The following is a 21164-nucleotide window of genomic DNA, read 5'->3' on the forward strand; positions in this document are numbered from 1 at the left end:
TCAGGATCAAAGCGATCTAGGCAAGGATGGTGGAACCAATGAATGATCAATCAACCACTCATACTTCTACAGAACCATGGCGGATAACAGAAGGTGGCGATGCCAACGCAGCATTAGGTGAATCGTCCTCTATCCCTATTTCATCTACATCTGATCTTTCAGTGCCTGAACCGTTACCTGCACCATTGCGATATGATTTTGGACCGGGAGAAGTCACTCCCGGTTATATCGCTGTGTCTCCTGATGATCGGTACGAGGAGAATGTGCAGAATAGGTCGTCGTATGGATTTGCACATCCAGAAAGAGTATATGGACGAGAACGAAGCGCTATGTACAGTCATTACAACCGTACAGACCAGAGTGTCGTGACTACCGATCATTTGAAAAGTAGTTTCTGTATTCCGCTAGGGACTTCATTTATAACTGATCTACCTAATGGTACATATCAGATCCAGATCATGGTGGGAGATGAACAAGCGGCTACCCATACGATTATCAAATGTGGAGCAGGCAAGTTGATGTTACCGCCTATCGACACGTTGCCGGGGCAGTGGATCAGTAAATTATTTACCGTTCCTGTGATCGACAATAAATTGCAACTGCATATCAGTGGCAAAGCGCCACGTCTAAATGCGGTAGAGATTACAGCAGTACCTCAAGTGCTCAAACTATTTATCGCAGGAGATTCTACTGTAACCGATCAGAAGGAAGGCGGCGCTCCTTATGCCGGTTGGGGGCAAATGTTGCCTGCACTATTCAAACATGATGTCTGTGTAGATAATCATGCGATATCTGGTCGTAGTTCCAAAAGCTTTATTGATGAAGGACGACTGACTATCATTGCAGATCAGCTCAAAGCAGGCGATTTTCTGTTGATCCAATTCGGTCATAATGATGAAAAGAATGATCCTGCGCGTGGTACAGAACCATTTACAACGTACAAAGATTATTTATTGCAATATATCGAAGTCGCTCGCACTAAAGGGGCTAACCCAATCTTAATCACACCGGTAAGTCGGCGTTACTTTGATGCCAATGGATTCCTTATGGATACACATGGCGATTATATTGTAGCTGTCAAAGAATTAGCGATAGAACAGCAAGTACCCCTAATTGATCTAGCAGAGCAGACCAAGATGCTATTAGAGTCGTTGGGTGAAGAACAAAGCAAGTCGTTATTCGTATGGTTGTATCCGGGAGAATATATCCATTTTCCTGATGGGATGGAAGACAATACGCATTTTCAAGAACAAGGTGCCTTTCAAGTTGCCCAATTGGTTGCTGAACGTATTCGTGAGCTAGCGATTCAACCTTTATTGATGTATTTACGCTAACCTACATGCTGATCTAGCTATTCTGTAATAAGAATATTCCGATTTCTGATTATAACTCTATAAGTGATAGCGAAAGGATGATTATATTATGCCTGCATTACAATTTGATGAACAACATATCCGTGATGTGATAGATCGCGTCGTTGAACGTACATTTAATATGGATTTCCGTTGGGATTGGCCGGGTGGTGTGGCTTTTTATGGTATATGTGAAGCCTATGAAGCGACTGGCAAAAAGGAATACTTGGACAAACTCAAAATCTGGATCGATGAACAGATCGAAGAAGGACTACCACAGTTATCGGTTAATGGCGTCTCGATCGGTCACTGTTTGCTAACCTTATATGAAGCAACAGGTGAAGAGAAGTATTTGGATATTGCGAAAGAAATGGCAGAATTTCTCGATAGCAAAGCAGAGCGCTTCGCCGATGGTATTTTCCAGCATACCGTTAATTCGCTGACAGATGTATTTCCACAGCAAGCATGGGTAGATACGATGTTTATGGCGGGTTATTATTTGTTGCGGATTGGTCATTTGTTAGGCAATGAAAAATATATTGAAGATGGCTTGAAGCAGTATCATGGACATGAAGAGTTTTTGCAAGATAACGATACCAATCTGTATTATCATGGTTGGGATCATGTGAATCAGCATCATATGTCAGGTATGTACTGGGCGCGTGGCAATTCATGGGCAGCACTCACGATGGCAAAAGCACTCAAATTTATTCCGGTGCAACATCCATCCTATATGATTATCGATGGTTCTCTACGAGATCAACTAAGTGCTCTGGTGCGTCTGCAATCGCCAGAAGGGTTATGGCATACTGTACTGACAGATGAGACGTCTTATCTGGAAACATCAGGTTCTGCGGGTATTGCGACAGCGTTGTTATTGCAAGGCAGACTGTATAATAAATATACGCAAAAAGCGATAGATGGCATTCTGTCGAAAATCAAAGAAGATGGCACCATCACAGGTGTATCCGCAGGGACGGCTGTCATGAACGATATCGACGGCTACCGCAAAGTGCCAGCCAAACGTATTCAAGGTTGGGGACAAGGATTAGGTTTAGCTTTTCTAGCTCAACTGGTACGAACCAAAGAAGATGTATTTGGTTAAATCGTTTGCTATCGTATAGATAGTTGTCTCGAAAAAAGGGATAAGATATCACGCTAAGTAGACTTGTTAGCTCCATAAATAAGATATAAAAAAACACGCTGCTCTTTGTATAAGAACAGCGTGTTTATCTTTTTATTGCAACAGATAGATAAGATTACAATAGCGGTTGCTTCACGATCGAGAACTGATGATCTAGATTCTCAACAATCATATACAGTAGACCATTTTCGTATTTAATAAATTTGGATACTGTGTTGTCAGATGTTTTGGACATTTGCCAGATTTCTTTACCGTTACGATCATACAAATAATTTTTCTGCTCACTATCGTCTACAAGAAAGACTTGATTGTTATTATAATCGGTTGTCCATTCTGCATCACGATCCGCTAACGTACGCATCATTTCATACGTAGGTTGACCTGTAGCTAGATTATAACGTGCATAGACTGGAAAAGGTTTGTCTGTATTGGTGCCTAACGGATTCCCTTTAATATTGGTAGTGTAGAGAATCAGTTCATTATTTTGCAATTGAAAATCAGCATCAATATTCCATGGAGTCGTAATCGTTTTGCCTTTTGCTGTAGGTTGAGCAGTATCCCAGATATAAAAGACATTTTGGGATTGCATCAAGCTACCACCGTTATATTGAGCGACCACATAATGCGATTGAGTATTTACTTGATACGGAGTAGCATTTTCATAATTAAAGGTCTGCTGAATCAAAGGTGTTGTGCTGAGAACAGCCTTTTTCCACGGTGCTTGATAGACCGACAACTGTTTAGTTGATTGAACTACAATCTGTTCTTTAGTTGTTGCTGTTGGTGCAGACCAATCTAGCTGTGAACCATTCCCGGCAACAGATTGATACAGAGTCTGTGGCAAAGTCGTGGTGGATAGCACTTTACCCATTGTGGCTTTCGCTGTAGATAATGTGATTTTCTGTAGCGAGTTCTTATGATCAACAAGCAATACCATCTTATTAGAACCGATCAACACATCGTAGCTGAAAATACGATCATAAGACTGTTTCCAGAGTGACTTCGATGTATTGAGATCAACCATTTCGATGTTGTGTTCAGCCATATCTACTAGAACGGCTTGATCATGGGGTAGATTCACAATTTGTGTATCAATATGGAAATCTTCAGGAAAAGATAAATGATCATCTGTACTATTTGCAGCAAAGGCTTGTACAGGTAATAATAGAAGCAATACTATCGTTAATATCCATTTTTTCATCAAAGATAATCCTTTCTGTACGATCCTTTATTTTATGTAGCATACCTATATATTCTATTCTATTATACCGTATATTTATAGCCTATGTAATGTTTAGATTTGACGAGGAAAATAATAGGCTTTATGGTAAGAATATAACAATCATGATTCAAAAAGGGGTTGCTGTTATGGCTAGCGAACATATCGTATTGAATCAAGGGCAAAATACTAATCTAGCACAGGGTCATTCATTGAACGTCACAATTCAATGTGAATCTTCACCGTCACCACTCGATATCAGTTGCTTTATGGTCGATGAAGCAGGCAAAGCTCCTTCGGATGACTATTTTATTTTTTATAATCAAAATGTCGATCCGCATCAATCGGTTCAATGTACACAATCGACAGAGCGAAGTACACAATTCACATTAGATATGGATAAACTACAAAGTGTTCCTGTTGCCAAATGTGTATTTACAGCAACATTAGAAGGAGCCGGTACTTTTGCAGAAGTGCAAGGATGCCAGGCTGTGCTTCATATTGGTGAGCAAGAGATTACATATACCATTACAGAAGCGACCGCAGAGACAGCGCTTATTTTTATAGAAGTCTATCGTTATCAGCAAGGATTTAAAGTTCGAGCGATTGGACGTGGATTTTTTGGCGGATTGAAGCCTTTAGCTGAATCATTTGGGGTAGAGATTGATGACAGCCCTGAAGAAACGGTAGATGTTCCAACAAGTTCTGTTGAGACTACACCGGCACCCGTGATTTCTGAACCGACACCTGAATCTGCGACACCACCGCCTAATCCATCTTTAGGCAAAATCGATTTACTCAAACGTAAAGTGACTTTATCTTTGGAAAAGAAACAAATTCCACCGATTCAAGCAAGAGTGGCGGTAGTATTCGATGCTTCAGGTTCAATGTATTCCCTTTACAAAAAAGGAATCGTGCAAGAAGCGTTTGAGCGTATTCTAGCGATTGCGACAGCATTTGATGATAATGGAGAATTAGATGTATGGTTTTTTGCCAAAGAATTTTTACGGGCTCCAAGCGTACGAGCCGAAGATTACAAAGATTATGTCGCACGCACGTATAAGCTAGGAAGCAAAGGTGGAACGAACAATGAACCGCCCGTGATGGAAGATGTGATTCGCAAATATACCGTCGAAGAGCCGAATGTACGGATTCCGACGTATATTATCTTTTTCAGCGATGGTGGAGTAAGTAGTAAAAGCAAAATCACTAAACTGATTACCGACAGTTCTCATCAGAATCTATTCTGGCAGTTTGTCGGCCTGGGCAATGCCAACTACGGTATTCTGCGTCAATTGGACGAACTCAAAGGGCGATTTATAGATAATGCGAGCTTTTTCGAGTTAGACGATATTTCCAAAGTCAGTGATGAAGAGTTATATGATCGATTGTTGAGTGAGTTCCCAAGCTGGATTGTAGAAGCGAGAAGAAAAGGCATTTTGGCATAATGTTAAAAGAATGAAGAATGAAGAATGAAGAATGAAGAATGAAGAATGAAGAGCCAGAAGGTAGCAAAGCATCTTGTGTAATATACAGAGGGCTTTCATCATCTTTTGGCTCTTTTTGAGTTTGAAGAACTAACAGATATCTATTGTAACCATTCATTGAGATAAAGAAAGGTTACACATGTGGTTACTACATATGAATGATGTGTAAAACCTGATTTCTCTTTTTCACATATCAACTTTCTATCGAACGCTTCCCCCAATTGGTTCCCAATACGCCGAGAATAATCAAGGCTGTACCAATGATGTGATAGTACATCAACTGCTCGTGCAAAAACACAGTGCCTGCAATCATCGATGTAATCGTAGCAAAATTGCTAAATACGCTCATTTTGGTTGCTTCCAGATGAGAAAGGGCATAACTAGATAACAAAGTTGTGCCTAGCGAAGATAAGATACCTAGATACAATAAAGCCAATCCATAATTCGGTTGTAGCAAGGGCTGCACGTAGTCGATCATATTCCCGAGGATCAGATGGCGACCAAGTGCGACAACATTAAATAATACACAAGCTGTAATCATCGTCACCCATGTTAATTGAAGCGGATTGTACTGTCGTGTCAGCGGACGAGCCAGTACCCCGTACCCTGCAAAACAAAGCGCAGACCCTACCAACAACAAAATACCACCCAGATTACTCAATGAAAAGTGGGTACCGCCTTTCATAACAAAAATAAACACTACCCCTATCACAGACAATAACAGTGAACTTTTCTGTATCCATGAAGATTGTTCTTTAAGAAAATAAGTCGCTAAGATCAATGTGAAAATAGGCGCGGTTGCCTGTATAATGCCAGCTTCGGAAGAAGAAGCATACAATAACCCAAACGCTTGAAAAGCAAAAAATAGAATCGGCGATAACAATGCCAAAGGTAGCATGCGCCAGATATCTCGCCATGTACATGTGACCTTAATCCAACCGAACACAATCGGAATGCCCATCACCAACGTAGATAACAAAAACCGATGAGCCAGTACATCCAATGGATGAGCGGTATCGACTGTCATTTTCATAAATAAAAATGAAAATCCTATAATTAGTGCATGAGCCAGTGCAGCAAAATAAGCGGGTAAACGCTTTGAATCTGTAGACATCGGTATACCTCCAAACGATCATTTGCTATAGAATAAGAACGCTTATTCAATATACCGCGGCTAGTAAACCGCTCACAATCACGATAAAATCAAACTGTACCGATACAGATAGAGTAGAAGATAATAGAAAAATGGATGTAGCATATGACATACTAATGCTACTAAAGAATGACATATATATGATTCAAAATAATGAGGTACACATCACTCGGACTCATGTGTACCTCCATATCAAAATGAGAAGGTTGGCAAGGAGCAGATTGGATGAATAAACAACAACAATTAGTTGCTCAGATTCAAGAGCAGATTCAGCAAGGTATTTTATTATCGGGTCAGAAGCTACCTTCGATTCGTGTTATGTCTCAGACGAACCATTGTAGCCCATCGACTATTATTGGAGCCTATGAACAATTAGCACGCGAGCGGTGGATCTATGCTATGGATCGCAGTGGGTATTATGTGGCACAGCAAGGGTACCATCAACAGCGTTATCCAGTACGCGATCAAGTGGATTTATCATCGGCAGCCCCAGCGCCTGAATTGTTTCCCTATGATGATTTCCAAAGTTGTCTTAATCAGGCGACACAAGTCTACCGAGATCAATTATTTTCGTACGGGATGCCTCAAGGATTGCCACCCTTATTATGTGAAGTGAGGCAACAGTTAGAAGAGGTTCAGGTATTTGCACGGGAATCGCAGTTATTTGTCACTTCAGGCATTCAGCGAGCATTATCGATCTTGACGATGATGCCTTTTCCAAACGATCGACAGACGATTATGATTGAGCAACCGAGTTACCATTTGCTGATTGAATTACTGGGAGCGCTACATGTACCAGTAGAAGGGGTAGAACGAACTGTCCATGGACTGGATTGGGAAAAAGTAGAACGTCTTTTCCAGAGTGGAGAGATTAAGTTTTTCTATGTGATTCCACGATTTCATAATCCACTCGGTACATCGTTATCGACAGCAGATAAGAAGAGGTTAGTTGTCTTAGCTACCAAGTATGATGTGTATATTGTAGAAGATGATTATTTGTCTGATCTGGAACATGCCGTCTCGAATGATCCGCTATATGCGTATGATACGTCAGAGCATGTTATTTATCTCAAAAGCTATTCTAAAATTCTTTTTCCCGGTCTACGGATCGGTGTCGCTGTTTTACCTGAAGCGCTTATTTCTACCTTTTCGCAATATAAACGATTGCTCGATATCGACAGTTCTGTTCTTTCGCAAGCAGCTTTACATATGTACATCAAAAATGGAATGTTTACACGTTATCGTCGGTATCTACTGGAAGGATACGATCGCCGTATTGCTCAACTGCATCGTACATTAGATGAATTATCTGCTGATCCTATTTTTGCCAATGCTCCTCGCAATCAGGCTGTGCATACATTTTTGCGATTACCGGATAATTTCCCCACGTCTGTCTTGATCAAGCGCTTAGCACAGCAGAAAATTGTTGTAGGGGATGGCAGTCAGCACTTTTTAGCTAATAGCCCGTATACTATGAATTTACTGCGAATTAACGTATCGAATGTGCCTGAAGAACAGATTGATCCTACACTACAAATCATAGCCAAAGAAATTCGCAAATTATCTATCACGCCCAAGTTGTAACTTTATGATGAGGAGCTACTAGTTACTGATCATAACTATTTTTATAAAAATGAATCGAGCAAAAGAAAAGCGACCTGTGATATATACACAAGTCGCTTGATTTATGTTTTGGATCATCCAAACGATATATGGATGTGCTAAATAATGAAGCGTAGTCGCATATTACTTCCCTGCTGCAACCAACTTCAACGCTTCATCTGCCGCTTGCAACGTCTGATCAATATCTGCATCCACATGAGCCGTGGTTAAGAACCATGCTTCATACTTGGATGGAGCCAGACATACACCACGATCTAGCATATGACGGAAGAACGCTGCGAATTTCTCGCCATCCGTATCTTGAGCTTGATCATAATCCGTCACTGGATGATCGCAGAAATGCGTTGAAAATGCACCACGAATACGGTTAATGGTCATCGCTACGCCGTGACGATCCGCAGACTCACGCAATCCATCGGTTAAGCGAATCGCTAGACGTTCCATTTCTTCATAGACCCCTTCGCCTTGTAACACTTCCAGACAAGCGATACCCGAAGCGACAGACGCAGGATTACCTGCCATCGTACCTGCTTGATAAGCAGGGCCTAGTGGAGCCACTTGTTCCATAATATGTTTGCGTCCACCATAAGCACCGATAGGAAGTCCGCCACCAATAATTTTACCAAGAGCGGTTAAGTCAGGGACGATCTGATCGTGATTGTCTAAGCCGGCATACGTCTGACTGGAACCATAATGGAAACGGAAAGCTGTAATGACTTCATCGTAAATGACTAAAGCGCCGTAATCATGAGCTAATTTACATAATCCTTCTAGAAAACCAGGAGCAGGCATTACCATACCGAAGTTCCCAACGATCGGCTCTACCATTACAGCTGCAATCTGATCGCTCCAATGTTCCAGAGCTTCGCGTAATGCTTCTAGATTGTTAAAGGGAACAGTAATCACTTCTTGCGCAATACTGGTTGGAATCCCTGCACTATCTGGAATGCCTAGTGTAGAAGGGCCAGAACCAGCGGCGACTAATACCAGATCCGAATGACCGTGATAACAGCCTGCGAATTTAATAATTTTATTCCGCTTGGTATACGCACGAGCGACACGGATTGTAGACATCACCGCTTCTGTACCAGAGTTGACGAAGCGAACTTTATCCAATGAAGGAATACTGTCTTTAAGCATCATTGCTAATTGGATTTCGATTTCTGTCGGTGTACCATACAGAATTCCGTTTTGCGCGGCTTTGGTAATCGCTTCAGTAATATGAGGGTGAGCATGCCCTGTAATAATAGGACCGTATGCCGCCAGATAATCAATATACTTATTGCCATCAACATCTGTGAAATGAGCGCCTTTGGCATTAGCCATAAATACAGGTGCACCGCCACCGACAGCTTTAAATGAGCGAGACGGGCTATTCACACCGCCTACAATATGTTCTAGTGCTTGTTCATATAATTGGGAAGAACGTGTTCGTGGATTCAATACAATCGCTCCTTATTCAAAATAACAGCAACCACCGTTCAGACAAGAAAAAAGCGCCCTTGATATGGGCGCTATAATTACAGGTGTAACGATCGTTGAACTGCGCTACTTTTATTTTACCATTGTTGCTACAGAATGTTGAGTGATTATCTTAATAGCTTACTGCACCGAAGAGCTTGAGCTATTCGAGGTTGAACTTGAAGAAGAGGAACTACCTGTACGTTCTGGATTAGCACTTGAGCTGGAAGAACTGTCTGTACCTGTTGTACTTTTCGTAGAGCCTGTAGATACAGGAGTCGGTTCAACTGTTGATTTGTTCAGTGCATCTTGTACATATTTTTGTAATTCTTCGCTACTCTTAATGCCGATCACATCCGCGCCGCCTACTTTTTTCTCCGCTAATAGATCATCTGGAGGCAGTTGGTCACTACCGTTCATTTTACTATCATAAGCGACCGAAGCTAGTTTCCAGAGATCATCGGTACTCAAGTTGGTATCGATATACGGATTCACCTGTTCTAAGATCGTTGGTAAATTCATAATCGAAGTAGTGGATTTCATTTTCTCGCCAACAGCGGTTAAGAAAGCACGTTGTCTTTCGGTACGAGAAAAGTCGGACATGGCATCATGACGGAAACGTACATATTGAAGAGCTGTTTTGCCATCTAAATGTTGCATGCCTGCTTTGAGATCAATATCATATTCATGCTTATCTGCGGCACTGGTATAATGCATATCTTTTTCAACATCAAAATCGATACCACCTACAGCGTCAACCAGTTTGATAAAGCCCTGGAAGTCTGTGTAGACATAATATTGGATCGGAATACCAAGCAAGTCACTAACGGTCTTCATAGCTGTATTCGGTCCATGGGTAATCGCACTATTGATCCGATTCTCACCATAACCAGAGATCGGAATATACGTATCACGCAAGATCGAGAATAAATGAATTGTTTTTTTGACAGGATCGAGTGAAGCGACAAGCATTGTGTCTGAACGTGGAATCTCACCATCATCTGCACTACGAGAATCGACACCCATTAACAGAATATTGACCGGTTCGGTTCCTTCCCATACTGGAGGTTGAGTCGCAGCGACATTGGTAGGTTGTACATTTTTGAAAGGTGAAGCAGCGCCTGTTTTTTGCAAGCCATCAATTTGGTTAAATACTGCTGTGAAATAATAAATCGCATAGCCTATAACCGCAACTACAATAATTGCTACGGTCCAAAGCAGCGTTCGCTTTGTCTTTACATTCATGTTCTTTCTTCCTTTCGAGGGTGAGGTCTATACTATGTTTACAGAATCTTAATGCCAATTTGAAAAATTGTTTATCACTTTTGATTGCTCTTCATGACACCCGTACATTATAATTTTTTTTTAGGCAACAATCAATTACAGCGAATTGACAAGATTGTTATAAATGACGCCAAATTTAGCGCATATCTAACATGAACATCAATCAAGCATAAAGGAGATACTCATGCAGGCGATCGAAGTACAAGATTTACGCAAAACCTTTCAGATTCAGAAGAGCCGCGGAGGATTAACCGGAGCACTGAAAGACTTATTCGCACGACAGTATAATGAAGTCGCTGCGGTGAACGATATTACCTTTTCAATACCACAAGGAGAAATCTGTGGGTATATCGGGGAAAATGGTGCTGGCAAATCAACCACCATCAAAATGCTGACCGGTATTCTTGTTCCTACATCCGGACAGATCAAGGTCAACGGGTATGTGCCTTATCAGGAGCGGGAAAAGTTCGTACAGGGGATCGGTGTTGTTTTTGGACAGAGAAGTCAGTTGTGGTGGGATATAGGAGTTATCGAATCGTTCCAATTGCTTCGTAAAGTATATCAGGTATCTGAAGCAGATTACAAAAAACGCTTGGATGAGCTGGTGGAACGTCTACAATTACAAGACTTATTAAGCCGTCCAGTGCGTAAGTTAAGTCTGGGTCAGCGGATGCGTTGTGAATTAGTTGCAGCATTGTTACACAATCCGTCGATTATTTTTTTGGATGAACCAACAATCGGGTTGGATATCGTGGTCAAATCCGAAATTCGTGAATTTTTGAAAGACCTCAATCGTACGCAAGGCACAACGATTCTGCTAACGACTCATGATCTGCAAGATATCGAAGCACTCTGCTCGCGCGTAATTATGCTAGATGCAGGGAATGTTATCTATGATGGTGGCTTAGATGATCTGAAGACTCGCTGGGGCAAAGGGAAAGAAGTACGCTTCCAGTTCGGCAAAGCCGTTACAGCTTCTCAGCTACAGGCATGGACAGCCAGCCTACCGGTACAATGGACACAAGAAGGTGAACTGGTAGCAACAGCTTTAGTAACCGCAGATACAGCCGTGTCTGATGTGCTAACAGCAGTGCTCAGCCAGGTCGAGATTCTGGATATCCAGATTTCAGAGACCAGTACCGATGAAATTGTACGTCAGATCTACAGTTCCGGTTCAGCAGAAAAGCCGGAGGTTAAGATTCATGTCTAGTCTGTATTGGGATTTTATTCGTATCCGCTTTTTGACGATGTTAGCGTATCGAGTTAATTATTACTCGGGTATTCTCGTGTATACGCTCAATATTGGTGTGTATTATTTTACATGGCAAGCTATCTACGGGGGTAAAGAACAGATTGCAGGCTTTACAGCGGCGCAGATGACGACCTATGTTGCTGTTTCTTGGATGGCACGTTCGTTTTATTTTAACAATCTAGATCGGGAGATTGCGACCGAGATTCGAGACGGTACGATTGCGATTCAGTTTATCCGTCCATACAACTATTTAATGGTCAAAATGATGCAAGGATTCGGAGAAGGGTTGTTCCGGTTCTTACTATTTATGATTCCAGGGATGTTGATTGCGTTACTATTATTCCCTGTTCAATTGCCGACAAGCATCACCTCTTGGATAGGTTTTCTGATAATGTTATTTTTCAGTTTTCTGATTAACTCGCAGATTAATATTATTATCGGAATGCTTGCCTTTTTTGTTGAAAATAACGAAGGGATGATGCGAATGAAGCGGATTGTCGTCGATCTATTTTCCGGGCTATTGATTCCGATTAGCTTTTTCCCGGGATGGTTAGTCTCCATTATGAATTTTCTTCCTTTTCAAGCGATTACGTATTTGCCGGGTTCGGTATTTACAGGTCGTGTCAAAGGAACAGGTATTTTGGAAGTGTTAGGGATTCAAGTGGCTTGGTTTGTTCTATTATTGATTCCTATCTATTTTATATGGCGTGCTGCTCGTGTGCGGCTGTTCGTACAGGGGGGCTAAGCAGATGAAATATTATCTTGGACTGGTATGGGAATATTTTCTGAATTATGCGAAGACACGCTTAACGTATCGTGCAGATTTTTGGGTAGAAGTGATCTCGGATCTGCTGTTTCAAGCGACGAACTTAATCTTTATTTTCGTTGTATTTGCGCATACCGATACGTTAGGTGGATTTACAGAAGCTGAAGTGGTATTTGTGTATGGATACTTTATGATCCCTTACGGGCTATATAGTTGCTTTGTGAATCTATGGAACTTTGGCGATCGTTATATTGTCAAAGGAGAAATGGATCGCATTTTGACCCGTCCTGCACATAATCTATTTCAGATTTTTTTAGAAAACCTCGATCCACCTTCATTAATCGGTTCGTTCATCGGTGTGATTATTATGTTCTGGAGTGGAGGTCAACTTGGGATTGAATTGTTATGGTGGCATATCCCTGCACTGATTGTTATGGTACTGGGTTCGACACTGATCTATACAGGTATCTATACGATTCTGACTTCGATCTCATTTTACTCGGATTCGCCAACAGGCATTATTCCGTTGATGTACAATATTCAGACTTATGGACGTTACCCAATCACGATCTACAATCGTATTATTCAAATTTTGCTAACATGGATATTACCATTTGCATTTGTGGGTATCTATCCAGCCGCACTGTTTTTGGATCGACCTGAAATGATTCGTATGGCATGGATTACACCTGTGATGGGGATTGTCTTTTTCACATTAGGATTGTTATTCTGGAATGGTGGGATCAAGCGTTATCGCGGAGCAGGATCATAAGTCTAACCTGATCTGAAGCAGTGTATGATCACTACCAGCGATATTTCAAAGGAGGCTATACAATGAGTGAACTACAAGTAGGACAACCTGTGCCTGAATTTACACTAGAAGCATCAGGAGGTCAAGAAATCTCGTTAAGCAATTATCGTGGCAAAAAGGTCGTGTTATACTTTTACCCTAAAGATAGCACGCCAGGCTGTACACAAGAAGCTTGTGATTTCCGTGATAGTGCAGCGGCTTATGAACAAAAAGGTGCGGTCGTTCTCGGGATTAGCCCTGATCCAGTCAAGTCACATGATAAATTTGCACAAAAGTATGAACTTTCTTTTCCTTTATTGTCTGATCCTGATCATGCAGTAGCTGAAGCATTTGGCGTATGGCAATTAAAGAAAATGTATGGCAAAGAATACGAAGGTATTGTGCGTTCTACGTTTCTAATTGATGAAGAAGGTATATTGATCAAAGCATGGAGCAAAGTGAAAGTTAAAGGGCATACGGAAGACGTATTTGCTGCTTTATAAGTCGCTCTACCTCTACAAGTTAATGATGATCTATGATAGTTATTTCAAAGCAACGTCCTTCCAAAGACGTTGCTTTTTTTATTTCTAAGATTGCGCTTACGTTGCTACAGACAAGTGAGAGTACACGTCAAAAAAGAGAGGATGTTTGTCTATGGATTTCTATACGATTGCTTATTTGGAGAATCAATCGACGTTTAATGTATATCTCAAATATATATTTATTTTCGTTGCTTTGATCTTATTGCTTGTATTGTTTTCATTATATATGCGTAAACGAATCGAGACCAAATACCGTGATTTGAGTATTATTTTGCTATTGGTCATTGTGTTTATGATTGGCGTACAGTATTCAGATTATACCCAAGATCAAAGTACGTATTCGAAATACTCGCAGATGGTGCAATTTGTCCATCAACTCGCCAAAGATCAACAACTGGATGAGACGAAGATCAGTGTGAATTCGACGACACTGGTAGATGAAGTGATTATCAAAACACCTACTCAATACTATAGTGCTCATTTTAATAATGATATGAGTGCTTATACTTTAGAAACGGTATATCTGGTCAATCCAGATATTCATGTGAACGACAAATAAACAGACTGCACTCGACAGAAAGGACACAATTTATGGAAGCATATTATCCGGTTATTATCAAATTAGCACTGGGTATTCTTTGTCTGGTGTTACAGATTAATCTAATGGGCAAAGGCAATCTGGCGCCCACATCTGCGATTGATCAAGTACAGAATTATGTGCTCGGGGGAATTATAGGTGGTGTAATCTATAATGAAGCTGTGAAGCCATTGCAATTTTTTCTAGTATTGATGATCTGGACATTGCTTGTCTTTATGATCAAATTCCTCAAACAGCACAATCCGTACATTAAGCGTATTGTCGATGGCAAGCCGATCAATCTCGTCGTCAATGGTGAAGTAGAAGTGGGAGAATGTCTACGCTGTGGAATATCGGCTAATGAATTAATGTTTAAGCTACGCGCTATGGGCATCTACGAAATTCAAAATATAAAACGAGCCATTTTAGAACAAAATGGACAATTAACAGTCATTCAGTATGGAGATGAAAATATACGCTATCCTATCATTGTCGATGGACAAGTGAATCAAGATGTACTCGATCTGATTCATAAAGATATCAAATGGCTAGAAAAGCGAGTCCAAGAAGAAACACATCATCAGATCTCAGAGATTTATTTAGGCGAATATGTTTCAGGCGAACTCCGTCTACATGCGTACAAAAAGTAAAAATGAGGTCTTGAATAGCCTTTATAATATCAATAATTTATATGATAAATTTGACATAAAGAGTGAGCTATGTTAGTTTGGAGTCATTGGTTTTTTCTAAATAATGGAATATTTAGAGGTGGATTCACACTATATAGGAGGCTTACAGTTATGGTAAAACAACAATGGATACAAGCAATAGAAGCACAATTTGATCAAATGGTCGCTTGGCGCAGACATATGCACCAGTTTCCTGAATTATCATTTCAAGAAGTCAAAACATCACAATTTATTGCAGATACACTTAAAGGATTCGGTTATGAAGTACGTACAGGTGTAGGCGAAGGCGGACTGATTGCTGATCTGCAAGGCGGACAAGCGGGTCCAACGATTGCTTTCCGCGCAGACTTTGACGCATTGCCTATCCATGAAGAAAATACAGTTGAATATCGTTCGCAAAATGATGGCGTCATGCATGCTTGCGGACATGATGGGCATACAGCGACACTACTTGGCGTAGCCAGTGTACTTAGCGATCAACAAGCACATTTGAAAGGCAAGATTCGTTTTATTTTCCAACATGCTGAAGAATTACTTCCAGGTGGAGCCAAAGCGATGGTCGAAGATGGAGCACTAGACGGAGTCGATGAAGTCTATGGCGCGCATTTAGCCAGTGCTCTTCCACTAGGCAAAATCGGAACAGCTTCAGGTCCTGCGATGGCATCGGCAGATTCCTTTTCGATTACGATTCAAGGTAAAGGTGGACATGGAGCACAGCCAGATTTGTCAGTCGATTCCATCGTTATTGGTAGCCAGTTAGTCGGTGCTTTGCAGACGATTGTATCCCGTCATATCAGCCCTATGCAATCGGCTGTTGTTACAGTAGGCGTATTTCAAGCAGGACAAGCATTTAACGTTATTGCGGATAAAGCCAAAATCGAAGGTACGGTGCGTGCATTTGATCCAGAGATTCGCACCAAAATCGAGCAGGATATTCGTGATTTAGTACACGGTATTACTTTAGCCAGTCATGCCACCTATACGATTAATTATATTCACGGGTATCCAACGGTCGTGAATACACCGGAGCAAACAGAACATGTACAAAAAGTAGTCGTTGATACGATGGGCGAAGAAGCATTTCTTATGTTACCACCAGCGATGGGTGCAGAAGATTTTGCTTATTATTTGCAAGAGCGTCCGGGTAACTTCTTCTTTGTCGGCTCGAAAAATGAAACGGAAGATACTGCATTCCCTCATCACCATCCACGATTCGATATTGATGAACGTGCGCTTTTGAATGGAGCTAAAGTCTTTTTAGGCATTGCCGCAGATAAATTGTTATAAGTAGATAGAATCTGTTAGAGAAAAGTGTATAAAAAAGAACCTGTCGATTGAGTTAATCTATCGACAGGTTCTTTTTATTTTACCGTTTCATGATCTAATGTATATTAATGATGGTCAGCACTGGTATCAATGCTGACAGTATAATTTGTGCTATCCCAATTGACATGAGCGCCAATCGTCTCTGAAATAAAGCGCAACGGAATAAAAATACTTTCATTAGCATACTGCGGTGGAGAAGATAAGGGTACACTTTTTCCATTTACAATAGCCATATTTTTTCCTTTAGTCAGACGAATACTGGTGGTGCCGCTTGTAATAGATACATCGTTTTTATTTTTTTTATCCCATACAACCGTCGCATTCATTTTCTCGAACAGTCCGCGTACGGGTACATAGACAGCATTTTGTTTTAAGAATGGCAAATTGGGTATCCGAAGCTCAGTATTATTCAGTTGTACAGTGATAGGCTTTTGTACAATAACAGGTGTGGGAGTACCATCTGAAGCGAATGGACTACCGATACCGAGCTGCCCTGTGGAATTAATGCCCCAGCTGTGTACAGTACCGTTCTGATCAAGAGCCAGTGTAAAGCTATTACCTGAAGAGATCTGTACAATTTTTTGTAATCCTTTTACCTGTGTGATAACCGGTGGATTGCTTTGACGATCTATTTCCCAGACCGAACCATTAGTTGTAATCGCATAGATTACACCCGCTGAACCATTATCTGTCGAAGTGACTGGTAGTTTCAATGTATAGGTTTTGGGAGCATGCATACCAGAAGTAAGATCCCAATACAGTACTTTTCCATCTTTGTTGACAGCGATAACTTTTCCATAGCTCATAGTCGCAGATACAATTTGTTTTCCGCCGATCAGCAACGTCGGCGATATCGAAGGACTACTAACAGATCCCCATCCCCAGAGCGTTCCATCTTTTTTTAAGGCAATCGAATAATTATCACTGGCATTAATAGACGTTACTTGATCCAAACCGGACAGACGTACAGGTGTATTATAAAAAGGTGTAGTATTTACTTTGGACTTATCCAATTGTCCTTCTGTATTATCACCCCATCCCCATACTTGTCCATTGTTATCCAGGGCGAGAAAGTGATGTGTACCTGTAGCTGTAATAGCGATATCCTTCAGACCTTGTACTTGTACCGGGCTGGATGTTTTTTGTCCACTTGGATCATCAACTCCCCAGGTATAAACTAACCCCTCTTTGGTCACCGCACTTGTATAAACGTCCGTACCGGGAGCAAACATTTTGAAAGATGCAGTCGGTGCAGTAAAAGAAAGTGGAGAAACATGAACATAATTATCGCCTGTTCCCGAATTTCGCCCTACACCCCATGTCCATGTAGTACCGTCTTTGTCAATAGCGTAGGAAGTGCCTAATGAAGTTTGTATGTAGCTGATAGATTCTAGTGCGTGTGTTGCATTGTCTTTGGCTGATGTGGTATGAAAAGGCATACACATACTTAAACATAGACAAACAAAGAGCGGTATAGCATATTTACTTACTTTCATGATAATGAGCCTCCTGATTACATATGGTTTTTATTACATAAATAGTATATTTTATAAATAAAATATATTCACTTCTCAGTCACAAAATCTTATTAAAAATATAAAGCAAATCTTCAATCTTTTAACTTGAAGCCTATGAAAATACTTTACCACCAAAATTAGTATTTATAATGGTGCAAAATGGAACAGAATTACAATATCAATTTTTATAAGATACGCGCTACTACAATTGCTATGAAAAATCCAAATATAAAATATTTATGCAAGGTAAACGTATCCGTAATTAACATTACTTTGGATGGTGTATCCAAAGCACCTATGCAAGCTGCCAAAAGTACAAATATAAGTATGAGCATATCCTCTAATAGTGCCGCATTCAGTATAAAATAACTAAAAACAGCGAAGAACGTAGCATCCACTGCCACGTTCTTCGCTGTTTTTATACTTTGTTCTATTCCTCCGTGGAATCATTGGGTTTCTTTTTCCCAAAACGATTCACAAGTGCGATACCTAACCGTCTACGGAACTTCACAATAATAAAGAATAAGATCAATACCACAATAATCGCAATCGCTTCAAATGAATATTCATGAATCCAGTGAAAGACCATCGTCCATTGTGGACCAAAAATTCGACCCAGTGCTAGAAAAACACCTACCCAGATCAATGCTCCGCTATACGAGTAAGCAGCAAACCGCCAGAACTTAAAGTTCATGACACCAGAGAAGTAACCGGTGAAATGACGTACCCCCGGTATAAAATAGCCAAAGAATACAAGCGTATATCCATATTTACCAAACCAGAGTTGTGCTTTATCCAGCTTGGACTCTGGCAACAACAGCCATTTTCCGTATTTCCGCAAGAACGGAAGCCCTGCTTTTCGACCGATAAAATAAGTGATCGTCATACCGATTGTTGTACCTGCAAACGCGCACAGTAATAATAACGCCATATTAAGACGACCCATATAAGATAAATAACCAGCATATCCCATCGTTGTTTCACCGGGGAAAGGAAGAGCGATAAATTCAAGCAACAACCCTAGAAATAGCACCAGATAACCATGATGAGTAAAAAGAGATTCTATATAATGTATCAATTGCATGTGCTGTCCTCCGGAATACTATAATTTCTCTATATTTGACTATTAATCCTAAAATAAAACAATCTATTACATCATAATCTATCGGAAAGTACAAAGTCTATTAATAGGTGTATTTTAAAAGAAATAAGGTTATTCCTAAAATGTAAACGCAATCTTGAGATAGACGGGAAGAAACCCTGCTTTTAATTGCTATAGTAAGGTGAGAAGCCTTGACGGTGGCTTTTGCACATAGGTATAATTAGACTCATTGAAATATGGGAGGCTCGTGAATGAATAGTCCAAGTGAAATAATTGTAGTGCTCGATTTTGGGGGACAGTACAACCAGTTGATCGCAAGACGTATCCGTGATCTAGGGGTGTATAGTGAATTAATGCCTTTTAATACCCCGGTCGAAAAGATTCGTGAATTGTCACCGAAAGGGATCATTTTCTCCGGTGGACCTTCTAGCGTATATGCAGAAAATGCACCGCATGTCGATCCAGCAATCTATGATCTGAATGTGCCGATCTTCGGTATTTGCTACGGTATGCAATTAATGGCTCAACAATTGTCCGGTAAAGTAGAACGTTCTGCGAAGCGTGAGTACGGTAAGTCAGATGTAGACTTTATGGCTCATTGTGAGTTGAATAAAGGTATGGAATCCAGTCACACGGTATGGATGAGTCATGGTGACCATGTAGTCGGATTGCCAGAAGGGTTCGTATTGGATGCAAGTACAGAATCTGCACCGATTGCAGCGATGAGTAATGCAGAGCGCCAATTGTATGCTGTACAGTTCCATCCAGAAGTACGTCATTCGGTGTTCGGTAACGAAATGATCCGTAATTTCTTATATGAAATTTGTAAATGTTCTGGCGAATGGAGCATGGAGACGTTTATCGAAGACACGATCGAAGAGATTCGTACGCAAGTCGGCGACAAAAATGTACTGTGTGCACTTAGTGGCGGTGTCGATTCTTCAGTAGTTGCGATTCTTTTACACAAAGCGATCGGTCCACAATTAACATGTATGTTTATCGACCACGGTCTATTGCGTAAAGGTGAAGCAGAAAGTGTTATGGATACTTTCGTTGGTAAGTTCGATATGAAAGTCGTCAAAATTGATGCACAAGAGCGTTTCTTGTCTAAATTAGTAGGCGTTGACGATCCAGAGCAAAAACGTAAAATCATCGGTAACGAATTTATTTATTGCTTTGATGAAGAATCCCGCAAATTGGGCGACTTCGCGTATCTAGCACAAGGTACACTTTATACCGATATTGTAGAAAGTGGTACAGCAACAGCACAAACGATCAAATCTCACCATAACGTAGGTGGATTGCCAGAAGATATGCACTTTGAATTGGTAGAGCCACTCAAAGCTCTATTCAAAGACGAAGTACGTAAAGTCGGCGAACAATGTGGATTGCCAGCTGCCATCGTATGGCGTCAACCTTTCCCGGGTCCGGGTCTAGCGATTCGTGTCTTGGGCGAAGTGACTGAAGATAAATTGCAAATCGTTCGCGATTCCGATTATATCTTACGTGAAGAGATCGCTAAAGCCGGTCTTGAAAGCGAAATTTGGCAGTACTTCACAGCCCTTCCTAACATGAAGAGCGTAGGCGTCATGGGCGATGCTCGTACGTACTCGTACACGGTAGGTATTCGCGCTGTAACGTCGATCGACGGCATGACCGCCGACTGGGCACGTATCCCGTGGGATGTGTTAGAAAAGATTTCGGTACGTATTGTCAATGAAGTCGATAATGTAAACCGTATTGTGTACGATATTACGTCCAAACCACCAGCTACGATTGAGTGGGAGTAGTTAATAATAGTTAACATAAGTATTTATGCTAATTATATTAGTATGTTGAATATTCTGCATTGATTAAAAAAACTAAATATGAAATCATTT

At 40.8% G+C, this 21164-nt stretch carries 18 protein-coding genes; 12 read left to right on the forward strand and 6 right to left on the reverse strand.

Annotated elements, in window-relative coordinates:
• Positions 1–38 precede the first annotated feature (38 nt).
• Entirely contained in the window at positions 39–1334 is a 1296-nt protein-coding gene (locus PO903_RS08470; protein ID WP_273593131.1) for a rhamnogalacturonan acetylesterase, read from the forward strand.
• An 88-nt stretch (positions 1335–1422) separates the two neighbouring features.
• Positions 1423–2457: a glycoside hydrolase family 88/105 protein gene (locus tag PO903_RS08475; protein ID WP_273593132.1), complete on the forward strand. Its 1035-nt coding sequence runs from the start codon at positions 1423–1425 to the stop codon at positions 2455–2457.
• A gap of 154 nt (positions 2458–2611) precedes the next feature.
• Here PO903_RS08475 and PO903_RS08480 read toward each other — a convergent pair whose 3' ends face one another.
• Entirely contained in the window at positions 2612–3697 is a 1086-nt protein-coding gene (locus PO903_RS08480; RefSeq protein WP_273593133.1) for a hypothetical protein, read from the reverse strand.
• Between the two features lie 167 nt (positions 3698–3864).
• On the opposite strand from PO903_RS08480, the gene PO903_RS08485 reads away from it, so the two are divergent.
• Entirely contained in the window at positions 3865–5163 is a 1299-nt protein-coding gene (locus PO903_RS08485; RefSeq protein WP_273593134.1) for a VWA domain-containing protein, read from the forward strand.
• Positions 5164–5395: 232 nt separating this feature from the next.
• Here the strand turns inward: PO903_RS08485 and PO903_RS08490 are convergent, their stop codons facing one another.
• Entirely contained in the window at positions 5396–6316 is a 921-nt protein-coding gene (locus PO903_RS08490) for a DMT family transporter (RefSeq protein WP_273593135.1), read from the reverse strand.
• Positions 6317–6580: 264 nt separating this feature from the next.
• Here PO903_RS08490 and PO903_RS08495 point away from each other — a divergent pair, with 264 nt between their 5' ends.
• Positions 6581–7939, forward strand: a complete 1359-nt coding sequence (locus tag PO903_RS08495; RefSeq protein WP_273593136.1) for an aminotransferase-like domain-containing protein — start codon at positions 6581–6583, stop codon at positions 7937–7939.
• Positions 7940–8101: 162 nt separating this feature from the next.
• Here PO903_RS08495 and PO903_RS08500 read toward each other — a convergent pair whose 3' ends face one another.
• The gene (locus PO903_RS08500) at positions 8102–9421 is read right to left on the reverse strand and encodes a glutamate-1-semialdehyde 2,1-aminomutase (RefSeq protein ID WP_069329396.1); all 1320 of its coding nucleotides are present in this window, start codon (positions 9419–9421) and stop codon (positions 8102–8104) included.
• A 159-nt stretch (positions 9422–9580) separates the two neighbouring features.
• Positions 9581–10684, reverse strand: coding sequence for an LCP family protein (locus PO903_RS08505; RefSeq protein ID WP_273593137.1), 1104 nt, complete (start codon positions 10682–10684; stop codon positions 9581–9583).
• Between the two features lie 223 nt (positions 10685–10907).
• Between PO903_RS08505 and PO903_RS08510 the strand changes: the two genes are divergently transcribed.
• The 7 genes from PO903_RS08510 to PO903_RS08540 all read left to right on the forward strand — a co-directional run bounded on the left by PO903_RS08510 (position 10908) and on the right by PO903_RS08540 (position 16626).
• Positions 10908–11933, forward strand: coding sequence for an ABC transporter ATP-binding protein (locus tag PO903_RS08510; RefSeq protein ID WP_069329394.1), 1026 nt, complete (start codon positions 10908–10910; stop codon positions 11931–11933).
• Complete coding sequence (locus PO903_RS08515; protein ID WP_137225949.1) at positions 11926–12720, forward strand: ABC transporter permease; 795 nt, start codon at positions 11926–11928, stop codon at positions 12718–12720. Before PO903_RS08510 ends, PO903_RS08515 begins: the two co-directional genes overlap by 8 nt.
• Positions 12721–12724: 4 nt before the next feature.
• Positions 12725–13513: an ABC transporter permease gene (locus PO903_RS08520; protein WP_069329392.1), complete on the forward strand. Its 789-nt coding sequence runs from the start codon at positions 12725–12727 to the stop codon at positions 13511–13513.
• A gap of 62 nt (positions 13514–13575) precedes the next feature.
• Positions 13576–14034 carry a thioredoxin-dependent thiol peroxidase gene (gene bcp, locus PO903_RS08525; protein WP_069329391.1) on the forward strand — a complete coding sequence of 153 codons (459 nt, stop codon included), beginning with the start codon at positions 13576–13578 and terminating at the stop codon, positions 14032–14034.
• A 151-nt stretch (positions 14035–14185) separates the two neighbouring features.
• On the forward strand, positions 14186–14632 hold the full coding sequence (locus PO903_RS08530; RefSeq protein WP_273593138.1) for a DUF3290 domain-containing protein: 447 nt from the start codon (positions 14186–14188) through the stop codon (positions 14630–14632).
• A gap of 32 nt (positions 14633–14664) precedes the next feature.
• Positions 14665–15300, forward strand: coding sequence for a DUF421 domain-containing protein (locus PO903_RS08535; RefSeq protein WP_273593139.1), 636 nt, complete (start codon positions 14665–14667; stop codon positions 15298–15300).
• Between the two features lie 150 nt (positions 15301–15450).
• Positions 15451–16626, forward strand: coding sequence for a M20 metallopeptidase family protein (locus tag PO903_RS08540; RefSeq protein WP_273593140.1), 1176 nt, complete (start codon positions 15451–15453; stop codon positions 16624–16626).
• Between the two features lie 104 nt (positions 16627–16730).
• Here PO903_RS08540 and PO903_RS08545 read toward each other — a convergent pair whose 3' ends face one another.
• Both PO903_RS08545 and PO903_RS08550 read right to left on the reverse strand, forming a co-directional pair.
• Positions 16731–18161 (reverse strand): stalk domain-containing protein, encoded by a 1431-nt coding sequence (locus PO903_RS08545; protein WP_273593141.1) that lies wholly within the window; start codon positions 18159–18161, stop codon positions 16731–16733.
• Positions 18162–18612: 451 nt separating this feature from the next.
• Positions 18613–19266 carry a DedA family protein gene (locus PO903_RS08550; protein WP_204826634.1) on the reverse strand — a complete coding sequence of 218 codons (654 nt, stop codon included), beginning with the start codon at positions 19264–19266 and terminating at the stop codon, positions 18613–18615.
• Positions 19267–19535: 269 nt separating this feature from the next.
• Here PO903_RS08550 and guaA point away from each other — a divergent pair, with 269 nt between their 5' ends.
• Positions 19536–21074: a glutamine-hydrolyzing GMP synthase gene (guaA, locus tag PO903_RS08555; protein WP_273593142.1), complete on the forward strand. Its 1539-nt coding sequence runs from the start codon at positions 19536–19538 to the stop codon at positions 21072–21074.
• Positions 21075–21164: the final 90 nt, after the last annotated feature.

It is taken from the genome of Paenibacillus sp. PK4536 (assembly GCF_028594455.2).
Classification (GTDB): Bacteria; Bacillota; Bacilli; order Paenibacillales; family Paenibacillaceae; genus Saccharibacillus; species Saccharibacillus nuruki.

Bases quoted from the DNA above. Each gene is read 5' to 3' on its own strand.
- PO903_RS08480 (WP_273593133.1), bottom strand. From the start codon at position 3,697: ATGAAAAAATGGATATTAACGATAGTATTGCTTCTATTATTACCTGTA.
- PO903_RS08475 (WP_273593132.1), top strand. From the start codon at position 1,423: ATGCCTGCATTACAATTTGATGAACAACATATCCGTGATGTGATAGAT.
- guaA (WP_273593142.1), top strand. From the start codon at position 19,536: ATGAATAGTCCAAGTGAAATAATTGTAGTGCTCGATTTTGGGGGACAG.
- PO903_RS08545 (WP_273593141.1), bottom strand. From the start codon at position 18,161: ATGAAAGTAAGTAAATATGCTATACCGCTCTTTGTTTGTCTATGTTTA.
- PO903_RS08515 (WP_137225949.1), top strand. From the start codon at position 11,926: ATGTCTAGTCTGTATTGGGATTTTATTCGTATCCGCTTTTTGACGATG.
- PO903_RS08540 (WP_273593140.1), top strand. From the start codon at position 15,451: ATGGTAAAACAACAATGGATACAAGCAATAGAAGCACAATTTGATCAA.
- PO903_RS08530 (WP_273593138.1), top strand. From the start codon at position 14,186: ATGGATTTCTATACGATTGCTTATTTGGAGAATCAATCGACGTTTAAT.
- PO903_RS08510 (WP_069329394.1), top strand. From the start codon at position 10,908: ATGCAGGCGATCGAAGTACAAGATTTACGCAAAACCTTTCAGATTCAG.
- PO903_RS08470 (WP_273593131.1), top strand. From the start codon at position 39: ATGAATGATCAATCAACCACTCATACTTCTACAGAACCATGGCGGATA.
- bcp (WP_069329391.1), top strand. From the start codon at position 13,576: ATGAGTGAACTACAAGTAGGACAACCTGTGCCTGAATTTACACTAGAA.
- PO903_RS08520 (WP_069329392.1), top strand. From the start codon at position 12,725: ATGAAATATTATCTTGGACTGGTATGGGAATATTTTCTGAATTATGCG.
- PO903_RS08550 (WP_204826634.1), bottom strand. From the start codon at position 19,266: ATGCAATTGATACATTATATAGAATCTCTTTTTACTCATCATGGTTAT.
- PO903_RS08495 (WP_273593136.1), top strand. From the start codon at position 6,581: ATGAATAAACAACAACAATTAGTTGCTCAGATTCAAGAGCAGATTCAG.
- PO903_RS08485 (WP_273593134.1), top strand. From the start codon at position 3,865: ATGGCTAGCGAACATATCGTATTGAATCAAGGGCAAAATACTAATCTA.
- PO903_RS08535 (WP_273593139.1), top strand. From the start codon at position 14,665: ATGGAAGCATATTATCCGGTTATTATCAAATTAGCACTGGGTATTCTT.
- PO903_RS08505 (WP_273593137.1), bottom strand. From the start codon at position 10,684: ATGAATGTAAAGACAAAGCGAACGCTGCTTTGGACCGTAGCAATTATT.
- PO903_RS08490 (WP_273593135.1), bottom strand. From the start codon at position 6,316: ATGTCTACAGATTCAAAGCGTTTACCCGCTTATTTTGCTGCACTGGCT.